The sequence below is a fragment of the Fictibacillus nanhaiensis genome, assembly GCF_036213205.1.
In the GTDB taxonomy this organism is placed as follows: Bacteria; Bacillota; Bacilli; order Bacillales; family Fictibacillaceae; genus Fictibacillus; species Fictibacillus nanhaiensis_E.
In genome coordinates, this window is sequence record NZ_JARMFC010000020.1 from 99793 (window position 1) to 116241 (window position 16449).

Genomic DNA, 16449 nt, shown 5'->3' on the forward strand with positions numbered 1-16449 from the left:
CCGACCAACCTCTCTGGGCTCTCCAGGGAGGTTTTTTTGTAGCCTCCTTAATGACCAAGAAAGAGGTGAGCTGCATGACGACAGTATTACAAGTTAAAGGATTGCAGAAAAAATTTGGTGATAAAGAAATTTTAAAAGATATCTCATTTGATATCAGGCAAGGTGAAAAAATTGGCCTAGTAGGATGGAACGGTAGTGGAAAAACAACACTCGTTAACATCCTTATGAAATGTATCGACCACGATTATGGATCATTTACGACGTGGCCGGCAAATCTGCACATGGGATATTTGCCACAATCAACAGATTATGTGTTAGATGTTGAACGGGAGTTGCTTGAAACAGGCGAAGAATTAATGGCTACTAGTAAGAAGTTAGGACTTCAAAAACATTTGCTTCAAAAGAGCGAACTACGACATTTAAGTGGTGGCGAACGATTAAAGGTATCCATCGCAAAAATATGGGCAAATCATCCAGAGTTCTTGATTTTAGATGAACCGACAAATCATTTAGATCTTCAAGGGATAAACTGGCTTACAGAAGAAGTTAATAACTATAAAGGTGCAGCCATTATCATATCTCATGACCGTCATTTTCTTGATAAATCGGTAGAGAAGATATTTGAACTAGAAGAGGGTGTTCTCACACTCTACGAAGGAAATTACTCTGCGTATAGAAAAGAGAAGCAACGTCGATTCCACCAGCAAAAAAGGGACTATGAGAAGCAGCAAAGAAAAATACACATGATCGAACAGCAAGTGAACACGTTAAAAACGTGGTCTGATAAAGCTCACCGAGAAGCAGGTAAAGGTGGAACGGCAGCAGAGAATAAACAGATGGGACTCAAAGAATACGAAAGAATGAAAGCGAAGAAAAAAGATAACCAGATCAAGTCAAAGTTGAAGCGTTTGAATCTAGAACTCTCAAAAAAGGGAATTGATAAACCAAAAGAAGAAAGTGATGTTTTCTTTCAATTTGATTCTGCTGGAAACAGGGGGAAAAGACTCATTGAAGCCCGTGGTCTAACAAAACAATTTGATGATCGAACTCTTTTTAACGAATGTCACTTTTATGTCAAGCATGGAGAAAAAATAGCATTACAGGGACCAAACGGATCGGGAAAGACAACATTTATAAAGATGTTACTCGGTCAGGAGTCTGTGACAAAGGGGACAATTTGGAAAAGTGAATCTATGAAAATTGCCTATCTATCTCAAGATGTGAGTGATCTTCCTGAAGAGAAGACGGTTTATGAATACTTTGATCTAGAGGAAAAGCATCATTTAACTCAGGCAAGAACAATCTTTGCTAACATGGGCATCGAGGACCGAAAACTCTCAAAGCCAATCCGTCACTTAAGTTTAGGAGAACGAACGCGCGTTAAACTAGTGCTGATGATATTGCAGGAATATGATGTTCTCATTTTGGATGAACCGACGAATCATCTGGATCTGCCGAGCCGCGAGCAATTGGAGGAGACATTGTCACAGTTTTCAGGCACCCTAATCATCGTCTCACACGACCGTTTTTTCGTTGAAAAGCTGTGTGATAAACTGCTAGTTATTGAGAAACAGCAAATAAAGAGGATAGAGATGGGACTTGGGGAATACGAAGAACAGAGGTTACGTGTTTCTAATATCGATGATCAAAACCATGCAGAAGAATTAGCTTTAGTAGAGAACAAGATTATGGAATTGCTCGGGAAAATTAGTTTTTGTAAAACGGGGACTGATGAGTATAGAGAGGTTGATCAGGAGTTGCAAATGTTAATGAGTAAAAAGCGGCAGCTCATACAAAAAACTTAAATGTAATATAAAGCCAGGTTGGATTATCCGCCTGGCTTTGAGCTTGATTAGATGAGCCTGAAATAGACTTATCAAATAATTTTTGATTCTAATCACATAAACAAGAGCGACAATCAAAAAAAAACGGTCTCATCACATAATTCTAAATTTTTTATTAAAAACATTGAAATTTCAGATAATTGGTTTATACTCTCTTAAAAAGGAGAGTGACGACCATGAGATTTCTAGAGAAAGTTAGTAAAGTAGCGGGCAACACCTTTGCGGTTTGGGTGATTCTTTTTGCCGTACTAGCATTTTTGATTCCAGAAGGCTTCACATGGATCGCTCCCCATATTCCTCTTTTATTAGGAATTATCATGTTTGGGATGGGGTTAACCCTGTCTTTGAATGATTTTAAGGCAGTGTTTCAAGCTCCAAAGAGTGTTTTAATTGGTGTGGTATCACAGTATACAATCATGCCGCTTCTTGCGTTTGGATTAGCTACGGCGTTTCAATTGCAGCCAGAAGTGGCAATAGGAGTTATATTAGTAGGATGTTGTCCTGGTGGAACGGCATCAAACGTTATGACCTTTCTAGCAAAAGGTAACACAGCCCTATCGGTAGCGGTAACATCCGTGGCAACACTACTCGCGCCAATCTTAACACCAGCACTAACGCTTTTGTTTGCGAGTAAATGGCTCACGGTTTCAGCGAGCAGTTTGCTGTTGTCGATTGTTCAGATTGTACTCGTTCCAATTTTGTTAGGTCTTGTTGTTAAACTTTCATTTCGTAAACAAGTGGAAAAAAGCATTGCAGCTCTTCCCCTCGTCTCTGTTGTGGGAATTGTGGCTGTAGCATCCGCTGTTGTTGCAGCGAACGCAAAACAAATTGCAGAGACAGGATTATTGATCTTATCTATTGTTGTTCTTCACAATGTGTTAGGGCTGTTAATTGGTTTTCTGATCGCGAAGAGTTTGAAGCTGGATTTTGCAGATCAAAAAGCCATCTCTATTGAAGTCGGGATGCAGAATTCTGGATTAGGTGCAGCCCTTGCAGTTGCTCACTTTTCACCGCTGTCTGCTGTGCCAAGTGCGATTTTTAGTGTGTGGCACAACATATCAGGACCATTGCTTGCAACATGGTGGGGGAAGAAAGCTGAACATCATTCCGCACAAACTAGAACTCAAACTACATCATCTAAGGTGGTTTGACAGATAGAGAAGCTAACCTTTTAACAGTGAAAGGTTAGCTTTTTCTCTTTTTATGGACTTTTCGAAAAACCATGTCAGAAAATCTTACATGGGTGTAGAATCTGCGCCAGAACTGTATAGAATGAAAGAAACAGTTCAGTAGGGGGCGTTCAAATGGAAGATATCATGTTTTCATTAAACAGTGTTTGGCTTGTACTAGGTGCACTTCTTGTCATTTTAATGCAAGGTGGGTTTATCTTGCTTGAAGCAGGGTCGACTCGAATGAAAAATGCAGGACACATTGCAGGAAAGACAGTCTTTACATTTGGTTTAGCATCAATCGTATTTTGGGCAGTTGGATATGGATTCATTTTCGGTGGTAACTCAAACTTTTTTATCGGGTTGTCTGATTTTTTCTATTCGGGTGATCAAGCTGAAGGGATGGCCTATTCGACAGCGGCATTCTTCATGTTTCAGCTTGCGTTTGCAGGAATCTCGTTAACGATTGCGTTCGGGGGATTCGCGGAAAGAGCGAAATTATCAGCATATCTCGTGTTTGCCATTCTTTTCTCCGTCGTCGTCTATCCGGTTGTCGCACACTGGATCTGGGGCGGAGGTTGGTTGGCAGAACACGGTAAGCAGGATTTTGCTGGCTCGACAGTTGTCCATTTAACAGGTGCCATGGCAGCCTTTGCAGCGACAATTCTGTTGAAACCTCGAATCGGTAAATTTAATAAGAATGGTACGTCTAATAATATATTTGGTCACAATCAAGTGTACACAGCACTAGGAGTTATCGTTTTATGGGTCGGATGGTTCGGGTTTAACGGAGGAAGTACCTTTGTAGTTGATGATGGATTTTTCGGATTTGTTGCGTTAAATACGAATCTTGCTGCTGGAGCAGGTGCGGTTGCTGCACTAATCATTTCTTGGATGGTACTCGGTAAATCGGATATTCCGACGATATTAAACGGTGCGTTAGCAGGACTAGTAGCCATTACAGCTTCTTGTGCATTCGTTGAAACGTGGGCAGCGGTTCTAATCGGATTTGTTGCAGGAATCTTAGTATTCTATTCTGTTAAATTTTTCGATAGATTAAAAATAGATGACCCGATCTATGCGTTGAGCGTTCATGGAGCTGCTGGAGTATGGGGGACGTTATCTACAGGATTATTCGCAACACCAGAACTTGCTACAGTTGGGAAGCCGGGATTGTTCTATGGCGGTGGATTTTCACAGCTTGGCGTTCAAGCGATGGGTTTGTCTGTGTCAGCGTTGTACGCATTTGTTGTTTCCTTCGTTCTTTTGTACGCTATGAAAAAGGTAATGAAAGGTCTTCGAGTTTCTGAAGAAGAAGAGATTATCGGTTTGGATGTGAGTGAACACGGAAACTATGGTTATCCGGAAGCGTTCATCGCAAATGAAGAAAAGAAAAAAATCGCAAATTAAAAGTGGTGAAGAGCATTGGGGTCTATCCTCAATGCTTTTATCACATAGGATGTGTAAAAATGCCTTATTCACAGATAAAAAAATGGCGCGATAATAAATGGGTCGAACACCAAGATTCATCTCAAGCTTTAAACACTTTTCACGATGAAGTGATGAAAAATGTCTTTGATGCTGCTCTTGAAAGACATATTTCAAAGTTCGGTGCCGTTCCTTGCCGTTACGCGTGGATTGTAATGGGGAGTGCAGGTAGATTTGAACAAGCGATCATCTCAGATCAAGATCATGGTCTGATTTATGAGGAAGAAAATGAGATAACGAATCAATATTTTATTGCATTCGGAAAAGAATTGGCAAATGGATTAAATGAAGTTGGCTATCCGTATTGTGATGGAAATGTAATGAGTTCAAATCCTGTTTGGAGTAAATCAATGTTTGAGTGGGAAGAGCAGCTGTCAAAGTGGCTTACCGAAGAGAGCTTTGAAAGTATACGATTTCTTCTTATCTTCTATGATGCACGAGTGCTTATTGGTGAAGAAGCTTATTGTAAGAAACTTAAACAGATCGTACATGAATACATTAAAAAGAATCCACGTTTTCTAGAACGCTTGTTAGAAAATACACAGCATGTAAAAAAAGCGGTCGGGTTCTTTCATCAATTTTTAACAGAACCACATGGCTCACATGCAGGGAGTATTGATCTGAAGCAATCAGGTTTCTTTCCCTATGTTAATAATGTGCGTTTGCTTGCAATGAAAGAGAGTTTGGAAGTTACTTCTACCCTTGCAAGACTAAAAGCGCTTAATAACATGTCTAAATACGAACTTAGTTGGTGTATTAAAGAATTTGATAAACTGCTTCATTACAGGCTGCAGTATCATAAGAAAAATACAGAAAACTATGATGATATACACTACTTAAACATTAAAAAACTCAGTAAAGATGAGAAAAAAGACATGAAGCATATTCTATTAAATGGGCAAAAGCTACAAGAATACACTCAGTCGGTCATAAAGGGAACGATAGAAACATGAGGATGAATCCGCTTATTCAATTTATGAAGCAAGTACAAGGGAAGATAAACTCTAGTGTTTATGCGTCGTTACAAGGGCAATCTAGTCCTCAACATGTGGCGTTTTTAAGGCAGCTTGAAAAAGAGTTGAAAGTGGAAGAGAGTTTAACCGTACCTCTCAATGATTTGAATGTAGTGGTTTTTGATCTTGAAACTACTGGTTTTTTTCCTGAACAAGGGAACCAGATTCTATCGATTGGTGCTGTGAAAGTAAAAGGTGGAGAAGTGCAGAATGAAGAAACCTTTTATTCTCTCGCGCGTTGTACGGGCGAACTTTCAACTGAGATCAAAGAGCTTACAGGAATAGAAGAGAGTGAGCTTGAGAATGCGCCTCAATTATCAAAAGTGCTAGTAGATTTTTACGATTTTGCAAGAGGTCATGTCCTAGTGGCTCATCATGCAAGTCACGAGAAAAAGTTTCTACAACACTATAATTGGAAACTTTTTCGAAGTCAGTTCAAACACCGAATAGTAGATACTTCATTTTTACTGAAAATTGTTGAGCCAAACGCTAACCTTGTTACTTTAGAAGATTGCTGTGAGCATTGTAACGTGCCTGTGATTAATCGACACCATGCCTTAGGGGATGCGAAGATGACGGCTGAGCTTTGGAGTATTTATGTAGCACGTGTTCAAAAGTTAGGAATTAAGAATTTGAGAGAGGTATATGAACGACTCTCGACATAAAACAGCTGGCGCTATGATATGAAGAGCCAGCTGTTTTTAATTTCTCATATTGAATTGAGCGTTAATTTGTCCGCGAATCATTTTATTACGTTCGTCACGTTTTTGCTTTTTCGTTAATTCTTTTTTAATCTCAAATGTTTGCACACCATCTTCAATTTGATCAGCAATCTCCATAAGACGCTCTACATCAGAAAAAGAGTATTTGCGCGTTCCTTTACCTGTTCTTTCTGGAAAGATGAGCTTTCTTTCTTCGTAATAACGGATTTTTCGCTCTGATAAACCGGTAAGTTCACTTATGATACCAATGGACATGACCTTTTTATCTTTATAAGATGATTTATCACCAGACATTTTGAGCCTCCTATCCTAGCAAGTGCTTAACCAGACAATTCTAAATATTGTTATTTATTATATCATATTAATGTTAGGTTTTCTTACATATATTTTATTCCTATTTTATTTTCTTTGTGAACACATTTTTTTCCGTTGTTTAGTTTTTTAAAAGAATGTAAGAAGTTGTTTGAAAACGGTTATCTCAAGAAAGGAATAAGGATAAAAAGAGTTGATAAAATATTCAGACATATGACATAATTAGCAGATGTTATATTGAAAGCGTTTTATTTAATGGATAAGGAGGAGCTGAAATTGAACAATGAATTGAAATTAAACACTAAACTTAATACTGTTGACCCTAGTGAACCAGTACCGCCTCAAACGATGGGCCAAAAGTTAAAAATGATTGGTCCTGGTTTCGTAGTAGCAGCAACTGGTGTAGGTACAGCAGATTTAGTAACTGCTATTGTAATCGGTACCTCATTCGGCATGACTTTTGTATGGGCAATCGTTATCGGTTCTATTTTAAAGTATTTCTTAAATGAAGGGGTCGGACGCTGGTATCTTGCGACAGGACAAACGATTCTTCAAGGTTGGCACTCGCTTGGTAAGTGGGCGACTGGATATTTTGGTGTTTATTCTGTGATCTGGGGTTACATTTACGGTGCCACTGCAGCGATGACCTGTGGACTAGGTATGCATGCGATGCTTCCAATCATGCCGATCTGGGCTTGGGCAATCATACATTCCTTATTAGGTTTTGCACTTGTTTGGACAGGGCGTTATTTACTTTTTGAAAGAATTATGACGGTATTAATCGGTGTCATGTTCATCACTATTATCGGTACATCATTGCTCTTTTTACCTTCACTTGGTGAATTTGCAGGTGGTTTTGTACCCAAAATGCCAGATGGGTCGCTCATGTTAGCTCTTGGATTGATTGGTGGAGTAGGTGGTACGATCACTATGGCTTCTTATGGATATTGGCTAAGAGAAAAGAATTGGAAAGGAAAAGCCTTTGTACCGATTATGAGACTTGATACGAAAGCGGCATATGTGATTACTGGAATCTTCACAATGGCAGCACTCGTAATCGGAGCCAAGTTCTTATTTGGAACAGATGTAAAGTTAGAAGGGGATCAAGGTCTTCTTAATCTTGCTGAGCTGTTAGGACAAGAATTCGGAACACCTCTACGTTGGTTATTCTTAATCGCGTTCTGGTCTGCTGCTTTTACTTCTCTTCTTGGTGTTTGGAACGGTGTGCCTTATCTGTTTGCGGACTTTTTAAGAACAATCAAGACAAAGAAGGAAGACTTACATTCTGTTAATCCAGTTACAGAAAAAGATAAGTCGTATCGTGCTTATTTAGCGTGGCTGACATTCCCGCCAATGTTGATCTTCTTTTTTGGTAAGCCTGTTCAGTTAATTATTATATATGGTGTCTTAGGTGCATTATTCATGCCGTTTCTTGCAATCTCACTCATTATTTTATTAAATTCTAAAAAAGTTGATGTGGAGTATCGCAACAAGTGGTTAACCAACGCAGTCTTGATCGGATGTCTCCTCATGTTCGCGTTTTTAGGAATAAATGAACTGCAAAAGCTGTTTTAAATAATCTTAAAAGACGAAAAGCCCACTAGATGGTGGGCTTTTTATATTCTACGTTATAACCTTATTTCACCATCTGCTTGACAAGCTCGCGATTACGCTCTTTAAACACTTCATTATGTGAGGAAACCATCGCAACTTTTTGTGCATCAGGCTGGATGTACTGCTTTGCTTTATTTACTGCATTTGCAGCGTCTTGAAAAGCACCAGAGATTAAATTTAATTTCCCATCATGTTTGAGAATATCTCCAGCTGCATACAATCCTGGGATAGAAGATTCACTGTTAGCATTTCCTGAGATATAAAAGTTGTCCGCGAGTTCAATGTTCAACCCACTGTTTCCTAATAGAGATGTATCTTGTTCATAGCCATGGTTAATGATGACCTCATCAATAGGGAGGTAAGAGATCTCACCTGTTTCGTGATTCGTTAACTCAATCTGTTCAATAACTTCATGGTTAGGACACGCGAATAATTTTGAGATCGACGTGTTAAAAATGCAATCAGCACAGCTGTTCATCAATTGTGTGACTTGTGCTTCATGTCCAGCTAGGTTTCCTTTTCGATAAGTCAGGTATACTTTTTTAGCGATCGGAACTAATTCATTCGCCCAGTCGATTGCAGTATTCCCGCCACCTGAAATAACAACAGTCTTATCTTTAAAATGCTGTAGAGATTTTACCGTATAGTTTAAATTAGACACTTCGAACCTTTCAGCACCTTCAATATCAAGTCGTTGAGGGTTTAAGATACCGCTTCCAACCGCAACGATAACCGTTTTAGAAAAATGCTGTTCACCAGAAGAACCCTGCAAAACAAATATTCCATTCTCATCTTGTGAAATAGATTCTACTTTTTCATTTAGAGCTACTTCAGGATTAAACGTGAGTCCCTGCTCAACGAGTTTTTCAATAAGTTTTGCACCTGGCAGCGGAGTATGTCCTCCTACATCCCAGATCATCTTTTCTGGATATACATGAATCTTTCCACCTAACTGCGGTTGAAATTCTATAATCTTGGTCTTCATTTCACGGAGACCACTGTAAAAAGCTGAATAAAGGCCAGCTGGACCGCCGCCGATAATGGTAACATCGAAAACGTTTTGTTGATTCATATTGTTCGCTCCCTTTTCGGAACATAATATTGATTATCATTCTCAATTAGTAGTATACAATCAAATTTCAAACTTTACAATCAGGAAATTGTAAGGAGAGAAACAAAGGGGATTTGCCAAAGATGTAGAAGGTTAAGTTGTAGAAAGTTTATCTTCAACATTTCATATTAAAAGGGAGATATTTATGTACGAGCAAAAGACAAAAGAAAATAATCGTAGTGTTGTGGAATTTATCGAGAGTGTGGAGAGTCCTAAAAAGAGAGAAGATGCATATAAGCTGCTTGATATATTCACACAAACAACTGGTTTTGAAGCGAAGATGTGGGGACCAAGTATTATTGGATTCGGCTCATATCATTACAAATACAAGACAGGGCATGAAGGAGACGCGCCACTTGTTGGCTTCTCACCAAGAAAAGCCAAGATCAGTCTTTATTTTGCACCAGGAGATCCGAATCGAGCAGAGCTGCTTCAACATTTTGGGAAGCATACAACGGGTGCCGCTTGTGTATACATTAATAAACTGGCAGATGTTGATGAGGGTATCTTAAAAGAACTGATCAACAAGTCAATTGAGTTTTTATTGAAAACATATCCTCAAGAATAGTTCTATAATCTGAGGAACGATCTTCAATTATTAGTGCGTGCTCTCAGGTTCCTTGTTCAAAAAGGAGGTGAGCCGATTATGAAGAAAAGTACTAACCTTAATAAAAGTGGAATGGCGATCGGAATTGCAATTGGTGTAGCGATCGGCATTGCACTAAAAAATATTGGATTAGGTATTGGTATAGGCATTGCATTAGGAATTGCTTTTGGTCAAGGATCAAAATAGAAGCATATTTGAAAAGGAGCCCGAAATGGACTCCTTTTTTAAAATTAATGTTTTTTGTGACAGCCGCAGCTTTTCTTCTTCTTTTTCTTGCAACGCTTACATTTTAGATAGATATAGTGTGAAGAAGACTCACATTTGTCTTTTTTCCAACAACCCATTAAAATCACCCCATTATTTTCACAACACCTTTGTTTGGTGCTGGTAATACATTATATGCAGAAAGGGGACAAGTTGATTAGACATCAAGAGGGGTGAAAACGTACATTTTTTTTGCAATCTAGCAATATGTAATGTTCTGTAAAACATGCTATCATTAAGCAAAACACTAGGAGTTGATTGAAAATTGAAACAAGAAATAATGGATCGGTTTATTACATACGTAAAAGTAGATACACAATCTGATGGAAGCAGCGATACGACACCATCAACAGAAGGTCAGTGGACGTTAGCAAACATGCTTGTTGAAGAATTAAAAACAATTGGTATGGAAGAAGTAACTGTTGATGAAAACGGCTATGTTATGGCCACATTACCATCCAATTCAGATAAAGAGATTCCGGTCATTGGGTTTCTTGCACACGTGGATACAGCTACAGATTTTACGGGAACGAACGTTAAACCGCAGATCGTTGAAAACTATGACGGAGAAACGATTATCTTAAACAAAGACTTACATATCGAATTGTCTCCAAATGACTTTCCTAGTTTAAAAGAGTACAAGGGGCATACATTGATCACAACGGACGGCACAACATTGCTTGGTGCAGATAATAAAGCGGGCATCGCTGAAATTATGACGGCGATGAAGTATTTGATTGAACACCAAGAGATTAAACACGGAAAAATAAGAGTGGCTTTCACTCCAGATGAAGAGATCGGACGCGGTCCTCATAAATTTAATGTGGCAGCATTCGGAGCAAAGTATGCCTATACGATGGATGGCGGCCCTTTAGGTGAATTAGAGTATGAGAGCTTTAACGCGGCTAGTGCTAGAATTCGTATTTTAGGAAAGAACATTCACCCTGGATCTGCAAAGAATAAGATGGTTAATGCTGCAAAAATTGCTATGGAACTGAACGGTAAGCTTCCTGTTGACGAAGCACCTGAGCATACAGAAGGCTATGAAGGGTTCTATCATCTAACTGGTCTAAAGGGTGACGTAGAACAGACGGACATGTCATACATCATCCGCGACCATGACAAGGAACTTTTCCAAAAGAGAAAAGATAGAATGCAAGAGATTGTGGATGAACTGCGTGAAAAGTATGGACAAGATAAGCTTCAATTAGAAATGAACGACACGTATTATAATATGAAAGAAAAGATTGAACCGGTAAAAGAGATTGTTGATCTTGCTTCTCAAGCGATGAAAAAGCTAAATATCGAACCAAATATTAAACCAATCCGTGGGGGGACAGATGGATCTCAACTATCGTTTATGGGTCTGCCAACTCCAAACATCTTTACGGGCGGAGAAAACTATCACGGCCGTCACGAGTATATCTCGGTTGATAATATGATTAAAGCGACTCAAGTCATCATTGAACTAGTGCAGTTGTTTGAGCAGGAAGCATAACATGTGAAGCTAACCAATAGCATTTGGTTAGCTTTTATCTATCACTAGGGGGAATGATTTTGTTAGCGCAGGGTGTAGTAATTGTTGATGGTAAGGTTCTCCTAGTTAAACAAAAAGTGAAACGTGGGGACATAGTATGGAATTATCCAGGTGGGGGAGTTGAGTACGGAGAAACCTTTGAACAAGCATGCGTACGAGAAGTGATGGAGGAAACAGGCTATACCGTAAGAATGATAAAACCCCTGATTCAGAGTACAGAAAAACAAACATTTCTTTGTGAACTAATCTCAGGCACACTCTCCATCGAAGACGATGAAGATATACTTGATGTCCGCTGGGTCGACTTACAAGATGAAACGTATTTTGATGATGTTTCAAGACCTGTAGTTGAAATGGTGTTAAAAAATATGGAGGTAACGTAAATGAGCTATCCTATTCGTGTTAGAGCAGGTGCTTTGATTATTGAAAACGATGCTATCCTGTTAATTGAGTTTCATGATGAGAATGGACTTCATTACAATTTACCGGCAGGTGGTGTTGAACCAAATGAATCTGTAAAAGAAGCAGCAAAACGCGAAGCCAGAGAAGAGGCAGCAATAGAAGTAAATGTTGGTCCACTCGCGTTCACGTATGAGTATGCACCACATCTGACTGATAGTAGATACGGAAAAACACATTCACTAGGACTTATGTTTGAGTGCACTCTTTTAGGAGGCTCCGAGCCTAGATTACCGGATAAGCCAGATCCCAATCAAACTGGTGTGAAGTGGATTCCTCTTAAGGATTTGAAACATATTATTTTGTATCCGAAAGTACAAAATCATATTCAGGACTATGTTAAATACAAACAGATCAATTCATTTATTGAAGAACATATCCTGGAGAAATACGAAAAGATACAATAAATACATTTTTAAAATTCTGAAAAAAACTGTCATTGCTATCAAAAAATCTTTATACTATAGATACATAAATAAACTAATCAGTCGTTTTTAAAACAATTTAAGGAGGACCACATGGAGTCTTATTTTTTTGAACGTAATCGAAGCAGATTAAAAGAAGTGCTTCCAGAGGAATCTTTAACTATTCTTTTTGCAGGAAAAGCACCACAAAAGTCAGCGGATGAACAGTATCCTTTCACACCTAACCGAAATTTTTATTATCTTTCAGGAATTTCGGAACAAAACGTAATCCTCGTGCTAAAAAAGAGCGGTGGAAAACTTGATGAAACACTTTTCATCGAAAAGGCTGATCCCGTCATGGAGAAGTGGGTTGGGAAAACCGTGTCTAAAGAGGAAGCAGAACATCAATCTGGGATCAAAGATATCAAGTATGTGGATAGCTTTGAGTCGTTTGTTGCCAGTCAGTTCTTTACGAATCAAGCTCAGCACGTTGGTTTAGATCTAGAACGCCGTGGATGGACGGGTGCCCCATCTGAAACATCACTATTCGCAAAACATATTCGAGAGCATTATCCGCATGTGACGATTCACAACGTATATCCTGAAGTCGCTGAACTGCGTGTGTTCAAAACGACAGAAGAGATTCAAAAGATTAAAGAAGCGATCTCCATTACGAAAGAAGGCATCTATAATGTGCTGAAACACGCGAAAGCTGGAATGAAAGAAAATCAGCTTGAAGCACATTTTGACTTTACTTTAAAATCCAATGGAGTTCGTGATTTCGCGTTCAAGACGATTGCGGCTAGTGGAAAAAATGCTACGATTCTTCATTATGAGCATAACAGCGCGCTAACGAATCCCGGAGAGCTCGTACTTCTCGATTTAGGAGCACAAAAGGACTATTATAACGCGGATATCAGTTATACGTTCCCCGTAGATGGGAAATTCACAGAGCGTCAGAAAGTTCTCTATAACATCGTACTTAAAGCGTTAAAAGAAACAACAGCTATTATTAAGCCGGGTCTTGCATTTGCCGAACTTAATAATCATACGAAAAAAGTATTAGCAGAAGAGTGCAGACGTATTGGTTTGATTCAAAATGACGATGAGATCTCCAACTATTATTATCATGGTGTGAGCCATTTTCTTGGACTTGATACACATGATGTCGGTTCGTATAAAGATCGCATCTTAGAGCCAGGAATGGTCATTACAATAGAGCCTGGACTTTATATTGAGGAAGAATCGATCGGCATTCGAATTGAAGATGACATCTTGGTAACTGAAGATGGATTCGAGAACCTATCTAAAGATATAATTCGTGAAGTAGAGGAAATTGAGGAGTTTATGGCTACTCAAGGTGTTCATGTGGTAAAAGCTTAATAATATCGTTATATCATTACAAAAAGAGGTCCTACGCACTTGGACCTCTTTTTGTTGTTTTCGGAAGTTAAAAGAGCGAATGAATACACTGGTTTACAACATACATCTCATTTGTTTATACATGTCTTTTTATGAATTTTTGATCATTAAAATTTTTCATGTACCATACCCATTTTCCATAAAGAGTCACATTTCTAAAAATAAATAGCCCTTGTTGTTTACCAGTTGAAATAATAGAAAATGGACTAGTATAAGGTTTGAAGCTTTCTAATGATTGTCCGAATAGAAAACGCTTAATATTTCTCCATAAAATAGGTCCTTGCTTTGTTGCATGAAAATCGTTTTTCACTAATTCAGAGTACATTGAAATTGTCACACAGTTACCTGCTCCGAACACATAGGGATACTCGTCGTTTTGCAATGTGTCTTCAACAAGGAGGAATCCATCAGAATCAACGGGTAATAATGCTTGTTTAAAAAGGGAACTAGCTTTAGGTTCTGTAATAGGTAGGATGATAGAGTATTTTATTTTCGTGCCGTTTTTAGTCGTTACATAACTATCTTTTGCTTCGTTCACTTGTTCATTTTCGTAGAATTCAAGATTATGATCGTGAGCGATCTCTCTAATCTTTTTCGTAGCTTTAGCCCCATATGAGTGAAGAAGCGAAGAGGGGCTTATTAAGGTTACGGAATTACTCAGGTTATAAGTATTTCGCCAAGACGAAACAGAAAGAGCGAGCTCAACTGCTCTGGAACTATCACCAACGATTACAGGTGCTTCACTAGAGCGAAGTTTTTTTATCTTTTCAATAAAATGATGTTTGGGGGTTAGTTCTGACGTAGATATGAGTTCTGAAGAAACCCAAGGTTCAATATCAAAAGAAATCACATCAAAGTGATAGATCTCTCCAGAAAACCCTAATAACACTTTCTGCATGGGATCAAAAGAGATGATGGTGTCCTCTATAAATGATACCGAGGCTCGACTGCATAACGACTCTAAATCAATACGGATTTCGTCTTCGTCATAAAGACCTTCTGTAAATCCTGAAAACATTCCTGAATAATATTGAAATTTTGACGATGTAATAAGTGTAATTTCTAAATCACTCATTTTTTCATGTAAAAGACTGCGGAGAATGGAAAGATGAGCATGTCCACCACCGATTAATAAAAGCTTTGTCAAAATGAACACTCCAGTTAGATTGATGAGTATTTTTCCTTAATCATATAAGTACGATATGGATAATGCGAATGATTTGTTTGTTTAAAGGTAAAAAAAGATGAGTTGGAAATTTTGTTAGTTTTTGGATGTATTATATGGTATTTTACTAGATGGTGATAAAAATGATAATTGTTAAACAGCTTTTTGCTAATCTTGCAATCTTAGTCGCACTATTATTTCTGTATACCCAAATTAAGAAAGATCCACCACTTAGAATGAATTCTTCGATAAAGAAAAAGCTCACAACAGGTGTAGCAGGGGGATTGTTCAGTAATATTCTCATGCAGTACAGCATTCCAATCGGTACAATTATTATTGATCTTAGGCATATCCCGATTATCCTTCTAGCCTATTTTGGTGGAGCAGTACCAGCATTAATTGGAATGGTATTAGTTATTGCAGGTCGTTTTTTAATAGGAATTAACATTTCTTCTTATGCATCTAGTCTTCTTATGATAGCTATTACCCTATTTGCCATCATAATTGCAAGAACTCGTTTGAGCCAGCAAAGAAAAAAATGGTGTATGCTTACTTTTGCTAATCTGCTAACAACCGTCTTATTTTTAAATCTGATAGAGGACCAACAATTGTTATTCTACTTGATTCCAGGCTTTTGGATCGTGTCCTTTCTCTCAGGTTATGTTGCGTTTCAAGTCCTACACATTTTATTTAAAAGTCAGATGATGTTCGATAAATACAAGGCTGAGTCTACGATCGATCCGTTAACGGGGTTAAACAATGTAAGGAAATTTGATGAAGTGTTTAACAGTTCTATGGAAAATCTCGATAAGAAGAAACTTTCTTTGCTTTATATTGATATTGATTTCTTTAAGAAAATTAATGATACTTATGGACACTCAGAGGGTGATGTTGTTTTAAAAGATTTAGGCTTAATCCTCAGATCGTGCTCACGACCTACTGACATTGTTAGCAGAAACGGTGGAGAAGAATTTACTGTTCTACTTGTGGATTGTTCATTGAACCAAGCCCAAAAAATTGCCGAAAGAATCAGATCAACAGTCGAACAGCATGCCTTCGTGTTAAATAGCGGTAAAGAAGTAAATATAACGGTTTCTGTTGGAGTATCAAACTTCCCTGAAACTACAACGAATGGAAACTTGATAATTAAAGATGCAGATAAAGCTTTGTATGAAGCAAAAAAAACGGGTAGAAATAAAGTATGTATTGCCAACCAATAAAAAATAGCAATTAGGAAAAAGGAACGAGAAATTTATCGTTCCTTTTTTTCTAGTATGAAACAGAATAGTTAACTCCTAACTCATCAATATATGAAAAG

16 protein-coding genes are annotated in these 16449 nt (G+C 38.2%); 13 read left to right on the forward strand and 3 right to left on the reverse strand.

Translation table 11 applies throughout. The features are described 5' to 3' along the window. The first annotated feature begins 74 nt into the window (after positions 1 to 74). The 5 genes from abc-f to P4V41_RS17690 all read left to right on the forward strand — a co-directional run bounded on the left by abc-f (position 75) and on the right by P4V41_RS17690 (position 6179). The gene (abc-f, locus tag P4V41_RS17670; protein ID WP_328086500.1) at positions 75 to 1805 is read left to right on the forward strand and encodes a ribosomal protection-like ABC-F family protein; all 1731 of its coding nucleotides are present in this window, start codon (positions 75 to 77) and stop codon (positions 1803 to 1805) included. 215 nt (positions 1806 to 2020) lie between these two features. After that, positions 2021 to 2995 (forward strand): bile acid:sodium symporter family protein, encoded by a 975-nt coding sequence (locus P4V41_RS17675; protein ID WP_328086501.1) that lies wholly within the window; start codon positions 2021 to 2023, stop codon positions 2993 to 2995. 153 nt (positions 2996 to 3148) lie between these two features. Further along, the gene (locus tag P4V41_RS17680; RefSeq protein WP_328086502.1) at positions 3149 to 4423 is read left to right on the forward strand and encodes an ammonium transporter; all 1275 of its coding nucleotides are present in this window, start codon (positions 3149 to 3151) and stop codon (positions 4421 to 4423) included. A 59-nt stretch (positions 4424 to 4482) separates the two neighbouring features. Next, complete coding sequence (locus P4V41_RS17685; RefSeq protein WP_328086504.1) at positions 4483 to 5454, forward strand: DUF294 nucleotidyltransferase-like domain-containing protein; 972 nt, start codon at positions 4483 to 4485, stop codon at positions 5452 to 5454. Further along, positions 5451 to 6179, forward strand: a complete 729-nt coding sequence (locus tag P4V41_RS17690) for an exonuclease domain-containing protein (RefSeq protein WP_328086505.1) — start codon at positions 5451 to 5453, stop codon at positions 6177 to 6179. The genes P4V41_RS17685 and P4V41_RS17690 overlap by 4 nt, the downstream gene beginning before the upstream one ends. A 36-nt stretch (positions 6180 to 6215) precedes the next feature. Here P4V41_RS17690 and P4V41_RS17695 read toward each other — a convergent pair whose 3' ends face one another. Beyond that, positions 6216 to 6530 (reverse strand): MerR family transcriptional regulator, encoded by a 315-nt coding sequence (locus P4V41_RS17695; RefSeq protein WP_328086506.1) that lies wholly within the window; start codon positions 6528 to 6530, stop codon positions 6216 to 6218. A gap of 294 nt (positions 6531 to 6824) precedes the next feature. Here P4V41_RS17695 and P4V41_RS17700 point away from each other — a divergent pair, with 294 nt between their 5' ends. Further along, entirely contained in the window at positions 6825 to 8123 is a 1299-nt protein-coding gene (locus P4V41_RS17700) for an Nramp family divalent metal transporter (RefSeq protein WP_328086508.1), read from the forward strand. Between the two features lie 61 nt (positions 8124 to 8184). On the opposite strand, the gene P4V41_RS17705 is transcribed toward P4V41_RS17700, so the two are convergent. Then, positions 8185 to 9234, reverse strand: a complete 1050-nt coding sequence (locus P4V41_RS17705; RefSeq protein WP_328086509.1) for an NAD(P)/FAD-dependent oxidoreductase — start codon at positions 9232 to 9234, stop codon at positions 8185 to 8187. Between the two features lie 184 nt (positions 9235 to 9418). On the opposite strand from P4V41_RS17705, the gene P4V41_RS17710 reads away from it, so the two are divergent. The 6 genes from P4V41_RS17710 to P4V41_RS17735 all read left to right on the forward strand — a co-directional run bounded on the left by P4V41_RS17710 (position 9419) and on the right by P4V41_RS17735 (position 13927). Next, positions 9419 to 9841: a DUF1801 domain-containing protein gene (locus P4V41_RS17710; RefSeq protein WP_328086510.1), complete on the forward strand. Its 423-nt coding sequence runs from the start codon at positions 9419 to 9421 to the stop codon at positions 9839 to 9841. Between the two features lie 78 nt (positions 9842 to 9919). Beyond that, on the forward strand, positions 9920 to 10066 hold the full coding sequence (locus P4V41_RS17715) for a hypothetical protein (RefSeq protein ID WP_328086511.1): 147 nt from the start codon (positions 9920 to 9922) through the stop codon (positions 10064 to 10066). Positions 10067 to 10409: 343 nt separating this feature from the next. Then, positions 10410 to 11642 (forward strand): peptidase T, encoded by a 1233-nt coding sequence (gene pepT, locus P4V41_RS17720; protein WP_328086512.1) that lies wholly within the window; start codon positions 10410 to 10412, stop codon positions 11640 to 11642. 59 nt (positions 11643 to 11701) lie between these two features. Then, positions 11702 to 12064, forward strand: coding sequence for an NUDIX hydrolase (locus tag P4V41_RS17725; protein ID WP_328086513.1), 363 nt, complete (start codon positions 11702 to 11704; stop codon positions 12062 to 12064). Continuing rightward, complete coding sequence (locus P4V41_RS17730) at positions 12065 to 12547, forward strand: NUDIX domain-containing protein (RefSeq protein WP_328086514.1); 483 nt, start codon at positions 12065 to 12067, stop codon at positions 12545 to 12547. Between the two features lie 111 nt (positions 12548 to 12658). After that, a complete protein-coding gene (locus P4V41_RS17735; RefSeq protein ID WP_328086515.1) occupies positions 12659 to 13927 on the forward strand; it encodes an aminopeptidase P family protein in 1269 nt (422 codons plus the stop codon). A 115-nt stretch (positions 13928 to 14042) separates the two neighbouring features. On the opposite strand, the gene P4V41_RS17740 is transcribed toward P4V41_RS17735, so the two are convergent. Next, on the reverse strand, positions 14043 to 15113 hold the full coding sequence (locus tag P4V41_RS17740) for an NAD(P)/FAD-dependent oxidoreductase (RefSeq protein WP_328086516.1): 1071 nt from the start codon (positions 15111 to 15113) through the stop codon (positions 14043 to 14045). A gap of 161 nt (positions 15114 to 15274) precedes the next feature. On the opposite strand from P4V41_RS17740, the gene P4V41_RS17745 reads away from it, so the two are divergent. Further along, entirely contained in the window at positions 15275 to 16351 is a 1077-nt protein-coding gene (locus P4V41_RS17745) for a diguanylate cyclase (RefSeq protein WP_328086517.1), read from the forward strand. Positions 16352 to 16449 lie beyond the last annotated feature (98 nt).

What these genes read in the sequence shown, in the direction of transcription:
- abc-f (WP_328086500.1), top strand. Translation starts at nt 75, where the DNA reads ATGACGACAGTATTACAAGTTAAAGGATTGCAGAAAAAATTTGGTGAT.
- P4V41_RS17675 (WP_328086501.1), top strand. Translation starts at nt 2,021, where the DNA reads ATGAGATTTCTAGAGAAAGTTAGTAAAGTAGCGGGCAACACCTTTGCG.
- P4V41_RS17680 (WP_328086502.1), top strand. Translation starts at nt 3,149, where the DNA reads ATGGAAGATATCATGTTTTCATTAAACAGTGTTTGGCTTGTACTAGGT.
- P4V41_RS17685 (WP_328086504.1), top strand. Translation starts at nt 4,483, where the DNA reads ATGCCTTATTCACAGATAAAAAAATGGCGCGATAATAAATGGGTCGAA.
- P4V41_RS17690 (WP_328086505.1), top strand. Translation starts at nt 5,451, where the DNA reads ATGAGGATGAATCCGCTTATTCAATTTATGAAGCAAGTACAAGGGAAG.
- P4V41_RS17695 (WP_328086506.1), bottom strand. Translation starts at nt 6,530, where the DNA reads ATGTCTGGTGATAAATCATCTTATAAAGATAAAAAGGTCATGTCCATT.
- P4V41_RS17705 (WP_328086509.1), bottom strand. Translation starts at nt 9,234, where the DNA reads ATGAATCAACAAAACGTTTTCGATGTTACCATTATCGGCGGCGGTCCA.
- P4V41_RS17710 (WP_328086510.1), top strand. Translation starts at nt 9,419, where the DNA reads ATGTACGAGCAAAAGACAAAAGAAAATAATCGTAGTGTTGTGGAATTT.
- P4V41_RS17715 (WP_328086511.1), top strand. Translation starts at nt 9,920, where the DNA reads ATGAAGAAAAGTACTAACCTTAATAAAAGTGGAATGGCGATCGGAATT.
- P4V41_RS17730 (WP_328086514.1), top strand. Translation starts at nt 12,065, where the DNA reads ATGAGCTATCCTATTCGTGTTAGAGCAGGTGCTTTGATTATTGAAAAC.
- P4V41_RS17735 (WP_328086515.1), top strand. Translation starts at nt 12,659, where the DNA reads ATGGAGTCTTATTTTTTTGAACGTAATCGAAGCAGATTAAAAGAAGTG.
- P4V41_RS17745 (WP_328086517.1), top strand. Translation starts at nt 15,275, where the DNA reads ATGATAATTGTTAAACAGCTTTTTGCTAATCTTGCAATCTTAGTCGCA.